The organism is Acinetobacter sp. TG2027 (assembly GCF_000302435.1).
GTDB classification, from domain to species: Bacteria; Pseudomonadota; Gammaproteobacteria; order Pseudomonadales; family Moraxellaceae; genus Acinetobacter; species Acinetobacter pittii.
In genome coordinates, this window is record NZ_AMJN01000010.1 from 45217 (window position 1) to 51216 (window position 6000).

Here is a 6000-nt window from a genome sequence, read left to right on the forward strand (position 1 = left end):
AAAAAAATCTAAAAACTCTCAAAAAATTATTTATTGACCAACCATAACCATAGCAGGGCGCAATAAGCGACCATTTAATGTATAGCCCTTTTGTAAAACGCTACCGATTTCATTTGCTTTAGCATTTGGGTCAATACCGACAGCTTGATGTAAATCCGCATTGAAGCCATTTTTCGTATCAGCTTCTACAACACCAAATTTTTCAAGTGTGGTTAACAGCGACTTCAAGGTCAGTTTAATACCTTCAAGTACTGGCGTTTCTTCATCACCAGCCGCTTGAATTGCACGCTCTAAATTATCAACAGAATCTAGTAATTCTTTTGCAAATTTTTCAAGCACAGTCTCTTTATGCTTGTCAGACTCACGTTGAATACGCTCTACACTTTTTTGTGCTTCGTAAACTGCATTTGCAGTACGTGCTTTTTCAAGTTTTAGGCTTTCTTCTAATTTGGTGATTTGCGCTTGTAAAGATTCAACGGTAACGTCGTTTGCTTGCTCTACACCTTCAGCCTGAGTTTGCTCATTAGATTGCTCTGCTTGCTCGTGTTGAATGTCTTGAGCTTGCTCATTTTGCTCATTAGCCATTGATGATCTCCGTTTAAATGGGTTTTTAAACATGTACAGTCCTTTTGGCATCAGCATTTACTGGGTAAAACCTGAACTGCCATGCATATGCTGTAATTCATTAATAGGGATGAAGTATGGGCATTGCCTAAAAATTCAAGCGTACACGGCAATTTAAAACTTTTAATTTTGCGGTTTTAAGTAAAAATCTAAATTTTCGATCATAAAAGCAATAAATTCTTGGGTTATTTTGGGCAAATGTTGTCTTGAAGCATATACCACCGACAAACTTAATTCGGGAGCCGAAAAGTTTTTAAATAAAGGCACCAATCGTTTTTCTTTTAAATCTTTATTAACTAATAAAGTAGGTAACATTGCCACACCTTGAGCATGTACACACATGTCATAAACAGCATTTACATCATTACTTTTAAAGGTGACGTTTAAAGGATAATTCTGCGGTTGCTGTTCAGTATCAAAAAGTGTCCAAAATTGATGTTGGCTATGGTGAGCTAAACATTCATGTTGAATAAGTTGCCTTGGATGGGAGAGGGGGCTGTGTTGTTTTAAATAATCAGGATGAGCGCAGAAAACGGACTCGATTTGACAAACAGGTCGTGCAATTAATCCATCTGCAACTTTTTGCGTTATACGTAAGGCTAAATCGACCTGAGCATCAATTAAGTCCATCGTATTTTCAGTCAGATATACATCAAATTGAATATGTGGATGTTGCTGTTTAAATTGGCGAATACATTCCCCAACCCCTAATTGAAATAAAAATAAACCACAGGTAAAGCGAATCGTACCGTTATGTTGTTCGGGTGCGGCTAACTCTTGTAAAAGTTGCTGTTGTTGTAAAATATTCTCGCAGTAGAGTAGGGCTTTTTCACCTGCTGGAGTGAGAGATATTTTTCGGGTATTTCTTTGAAATAGTCGAGTTGAGAAGGTGTGCTCTAGGTGCTCAAGATAGCGAGAAACCATCGCACGGGAATAATTTAGATGTTCGGCGGCTTTAGTTAAATTGCCATGCTGAGCAATAGAAACAAAGACGTGTATGGCTTTTAATGTGTCCATATGTTTTATCATTATTACAATATATGCAACAGTTTATCTTAATTTAGTGCATTTACCTCACAAGAATTGCAATTTAAAGTATTTCTCATGAAATTGGAGATACATAATGAAATTTTTTAATTTAACTGCTTCAGCCCTAGCAACTGCGACTGCTTTAACGGTAGCTTCCTCAGCTTTTGCGCAAGATCTAAAAATCCAAAGTTTTCTGGCTAAACCTGAACATTTCGGCGTGACTTCTACTTTAATTGAAGGCGATAAAGAAGTTCTGTTGGTGAATGCACAATTCTCAAAATCTGAAGCATTACGTATTGCTGCCGATATTCTCGATAGCGGTAAAACACTAAAGACAATTTTCGTAAGTTATGGCGATCCGGACTACTACTTTGGCTTAGATGTATTTAAACAATACTTCCCAAATGTACAAATCATTGCAACACCAGAAACTGTTAAACATATCCAAGATACTCAAGCGCTTAAAGTGAAATACTGGGGCCCACAAATGGGTGCAAATGCGCCTAGCCAAATTATTGTGCCTCAAGCTTATACTGCTAAAACTTTAAAGTTAGAAAATGAGTCGATCGAGATTAAAGGTAAGAAAGAACTTACTTATTTATGGATTCCTTCTTCAAAAGCAGTTGTAGGCGGTATTCCTGTCTCTTCAGGTATTCATTTATGGATGGCAGATACACCAAAAGTTAAAGATCGCAATGAAGTGATTCAAGCTTTAGAAACTATTAAATCACTCCAACCTCAAACAGTTGTTCCAGCTCATATGGTTGAGGGAGCTCCACAAGGTTTGGATGCGGTTAACTTCTCTATCGACTATCTCAAGAGCTATGAGAAAGCGGTCAAAGTAAGTAAAAATGCGAGTGAGCTAAGTCAGCTCATGCAGAAACAATATCCAACATTGAAGAGTGTAGATAGCCTAGAACTAGGTGCAAAAGTTGTAAAAGGTGAGATGCAATGGCCATAATTAAAATCGAAACACCATAAATTTTCTAAAAAGCCGTGGTCTATCCCCGGCTTTTTTTATGAAATAAGGCATTTTCAAGTAAAAAGTCTCTGTAACATTCTACGTGCCTTATATAGCGTTTCTATGAAGAGAAAATTTTTAACGAGAGTAAAAGGCTAAGACAAAAATTAGAAATTGATAAAAATAAACAAAAGCTTAAGTTATAGCTTCTATATAAAAGGTAGAGGTGAGGCTAAGGAAGAGGTTTTAATAAAAAATTGCACAATTTGTACTTCTATTACTACAAAAGACAACCAATGATACGCACGCCAGAAAAAAAAATTGTGAATTATAGGCAGCGCGAAGATGAACTTTGCATTTAAATGTTTGTCGTAATGAAAGGAAAGTGATTATGAAAAAATTAGGTCTTATCTCTGTAGTACTTGCTGGTGTTGCTTTTACAGCTGTTGGTTGTGCATCTGAAGCTGGCTTAAATGCATCAGGTTCAGCTCAAACTAGCGCTAGCCCATCTGGCGTACAAGCTGGTGTTGGTGTAGATGCAGGTGTTTCTGGTCAAGCACAACCAGGTCAAGTTGATGCTGGTGCTTCTGGTTCTGTTTCAGGTTCTGCAACTGCTCAGTAATTCTTAGCGATAAGAACAGTTAAAAGATTATAGAGTACATATATTCAAGATGCCGATTTATATATGAAATGAGCTGCTACTCATTATTCTATAGTCAAGAGAATGTGGATTTCTCAACAAAAAAGCCCCAAGAGATTTTTTCTTTGGGGCTTCCATATTCCAATAGATTTTAGTCATCATCATGATAATCTCTATGATTGTGATCACGATCTTCTAATCTTTTCTTCTCCCATTCACGGTGTCTTTTTTCCCACTCACGACGATTTCTATCCTGTTCGCGAGCATCCTTACGTTGTTGTTCGTATATTCTCTTACGCTCTTCCCAACGTTTTCGTTCCCAGTCACTATAGCGGCGTCCATCATTGCTGTCATAGCGATCATCATCATGATCATGGTAACCATAACCACCGCGGTAATAAGGATCATCTGTATAAGCAACACAACCTACAGTTAAAAGACTGGTTGCTAATAAAGTAACCACTAGTTTTGCTGACATAGCACAATCTCCTTTTGTCTGTTAACAATAATTGGCAAAAAAGTCCTGTTTTAAACGACAGATTTGTTAATGACATTTGCTATAAATCAGATTAGCGTAGATTGGTTTTTACCTTTGTATCTTGATTACATGAGTTGTATGCGAATATAGTCAAACAACAAAGAATTCTGTAGAAAATATGAAGGATAAGAGGAATTCATGGAGATAGGCATGACAGCATTTAATCAAAAAATTCAAACATTGCTAGATAAGGGCCAAGGGCCTGCTGCTCGAGCTCTTGATAAGTTACCTCGATTAGCTCAAGAATCACTTGCCAAAATCCTTGGATATGCCTACCAATACCCGGAGCTCGATTCGTTTACTAAATGTATGATGGCCGTACAAATTAAACAGGGACGTATTGGTTTCATTGGTTCAGATCCTATTGAGTCTAGACGGCAGTTTGATACACAAATGTTGGCTATACGCCAGAAATCAACTGAAATTGATTCAGTAGAAGACATTCGTTTGCCGCTTCAAAGTGGAACTGTTTTCGCAAGACACTATCATCCTTCACTGAATAAAAAATTACCTCTGATTGTTTTCTATCACGGGGGAGGGTTCGTTGTAGGTGGTTTAGATACTCATGATGAGGTTTGTCGTATATTGGCAAAATATGCAAAAGTACAAGTACTCAGTATTGATTATCCACTTGCACCTGAGGTCTCACCTCAACATTTAATCCAATCATGTGAAGATGCATTAGCTTGGGTATATCAAAATCGCAGACAACTAAAAATATTAAAAAATCGTATTGCTGTAGCAGGGGATAGTGCAGGCGGCAATATCAGTACGGTTGTGGCTCAACGATCAGTAAACAAACCTTATGCTCCACAAGCACAGCTTCTCATTTACCCTACAGTTGATTTTAAAAGCCGACATCCTTCTTTTTATGCTTATAACGAAGGATTAGTTTTGACGGATAGCGATATTAATTATGTCACTCAATATTATGCAACTCAGCATAATGTAGAATTAGACGATCCGATTATTTCTCCAACCTATGGTAATTTGAAAAAGAACCCGCCAGCTTTCGTGATTACGGCTGGTCATGACGTATTGCATGATGAAGCGAAAATTTATAGCTATAAGCTAAGACAAAATGGTGTCAAAATGCATTATGAAGAATATCCAGATCAAACCCATGGTTTTATAAATTTGACACCTATTTCTAAAAAGGCAAAAAGATATACTATCGAGATCAGTAAGAACTTCAGAAAGTTCTGGGATAAAAATAGTTAAATAAAAGTTTAGTCCATGTTTCACGTGGAACGTGGACTAATACTCAAATCTAAAATATAAAGTACTAAATAAAAGATAATAAATACTCACTAGAATTCTTTTATATAGATGATTAAATTTATCCTTCATTAAGTTTTGCATTTTATTGTAGGAAGATATGAAAAAATTATTAATGTTATGTTGTTTGGGTATAAGCAGCCATTCAGTCTGGGCTGACACTTTAGTTGAAATGCAAACAAATTTAGGCAACATTGAAATACAACTTTATGATGATAAAGCACCAAACAGTGTGAAGAATTTTAAAGACTATATAAAGTCAGGTTTTTATAAAGATACGATATTTCACCGCGTAATTCCTGGTTTTATGGTGCAGGGTGGTGGACTTACTGCAAATATGCAGGAAAAGACTACGCGAGCACCTATCAAAAATGAAGCTGGAAATGGAATTGCTAACACACGCGGAACGTTGGCGATGGCTCGTACTGCAAATCCTGACTCAGCTACTAGTCAGTTTTTCATAAACGTTGCAGATAATAATTTTTTAAATCGTTCTGCGGGTAATGCGGGTTACGCAGTTTTTGGAAAAGTAATTAAAGGAATGGATGTGGTCGACCGTATTGTTCAGGTCCCTACATCAAACTATGGCATGCATCAAAACGTACCAAAACAGTCTATAAAGATAGTAGATATAAAGTTTAAAACTCTTCAAAAATAAATTAACTATATAAATCATATATTTGTTTGTTTTTTTAGATTTTTTTTGGCTGAAAAAGAACCGGTCGAACGTGCATATTTATAAAAGTGCTTGCGTACCAGTTTTTTTTCCCTATAATGCACTCATCCCGACGCGATACACGAGAATATCTTAGCTCACAGGGTTAAGATGAAAGCTTAGTATTGCGTTGAATTCTGTCTCTGACGAAGAGCAGAAAAATCATTAAGAGAATTGAAGAACAACTTGTGTGGATTTTTACTGATTGATTAATC

The 6000-nt window shown here is 36.6% G+C and carries 7 protein-coding genes; 4 read left to right on the forward strand and 3 right to left on the reverse strand.

The genetic code is table 11. The features are described from left to right. Window positions 1–30: 30 nt before the first annotated feature. Together grpE and B806_RS0104630 are read right to left on the reverse strand one after the other, a co-directional pair. Complete coding sequence (gene grpE, locus B806_RS0104625) at window positions 31–585, reverse strand: nucleotide exchange factor GrpE (protein ID WP_002115470.1); 555 nt, start codon at window positions 583–585, stop codon at window positions 31–33. Between the two features lie 162 nt (window positions 586–747). Beyond that, window positions 748–1641 carry a LysR family transcriptional regulator gene (locus B806_RS0104630; protein WP_017386232.1) on the reverse strand — a complete coding sequence of 298 codons (894 nt, stop codon included), beginning with the start codon at window positions 1639–1641 and terminating at the stop codon, window positions 748–750. 106 nt (window positions 1642–1747) lie between these two features. Here B806_RS0104630 and B806_RS0104635 point away from each other — a divergent pair, with 106 nt between their 5' ends. Together B806_RS0104635 and B806_RS0104640 are read left to right on the forward strand one after the other, a co-directional pair. Then, window positions 1748–2614 (forward strand): MBL fold metallo-hydrolase, encoded by an 867-nt coding sequence (locus tag B806_RS0104635; RefSeq protein ID WP_017386233.1) that lies wholly within the window; start codon window positions 1748–1750, stop codon window positions 2612–2614. A 391-nt stretch (window positions 2615–3005) separates the two neighbouring features. Further along, on the forward strand, window positions 3006–3236 hold the full coding sequence (locus B806_RS0104640; protein ID WP_000733015.1) for a hypothetical protein: 231 nt from the start codon (window positions 3006–3008) through the stop codon (window positions 3234–3236). A gap of 169 nt (window positions 3237–3405) precedes the next feature. On the opposite strand, the gene B806_RS0104645 is transcribed toward B806_RS0104640, so the two are convergent. Next, window positions 3406–3732 carry a hypothetical protein gene (locus B806_RS0104645; protein ID WP_017386627.1) on the reverse strand — a complete coding sequence of 109 codons (327 nt, stop codon included), beginning with the start codon at window positions 3730–3732 and terminating at the stop codon, window positions 3406–3408. 210 nt (window positions 3733–3942) lie between these two features. Between B806_RS0104645 and B806_RS0104650 the strand changes: the two genes are divergently transcribed. After that, window positions 3943–5013, forward strand: a complete 1071-nt coding sequence (locus B806_RS0104650) for an alpha/beta hydrolase (RefSeq protein ID WP_017386628.1) — start codon at window positions 3943–3945, stop codon at window positions 5011–5013. Window positions 5014–5170: 157 nt separating this feature from the next. After that, entirely contained in the window at window positions 5171–5728 is a 558-nt protein-coding gene (locus B806_RS0104655) for a peptidylprolyl isomerase (RefSeq protein WP_017386629.1), read from the forward strand. Window positions 5729–6000: the final 272 nt, after the last annotated feature.

What these genes read in the sequence shown, in the direction of transcription:
- grpE (WP_002115470.1), bottom strand. Translation starts at nt 585, where the DNA reads ATGGCTAATGAGCAAAATGAGCAAGCTCAAGACATTCAACACGAGCAA.
- B806_RS0104630 (WP_017386232.1), bottom strand. Translation starts at nt 1,641, where the DNA reads ATGGACACATTAAAAGCCATACACGTCTTTGTTTCTATTGCTCAGCAT.
- B806_RS0104635 (WP_017386233.1), top strand. Translation starts at nt 1,748, where the DNA reads ATGAAATTTTTTAATTTAACTGCTTCAGCCCTAGCAACTGCGACTGCT.
- B806_RS0104640 (WP_000733015.1), top strand. Translation starts at nt 3,006, where the DNA reads ATGAAAAAATTAGGTCTTATCTCTGTAGTACTTGCTGGTGTTGCTTTT.
- B806_RS0104645 (WP_017386627.1), bottom strand. Translation starts at nt 3,732, where the DNA reads ATGTCAGCAAAACTAGTGGTTACTTTATTAGCAACCAGTCTTTTAACT.
- B806_RS0104650 (WP_017386628.1), top strand. Translation starts at nt 3,943, where the DNA reads ATGACAGCATTTAATCAAAAAATTCAAACATTGCTAGATAAGGGCCAA.
- B806_RS0104655 (WP_017386629.1), top strand. Translation starts at nt 5,171, where the DNA reads ATGAAAAAATTATTAATGTTATGTTGTTTGGGTATAAGCAGCCATTCA.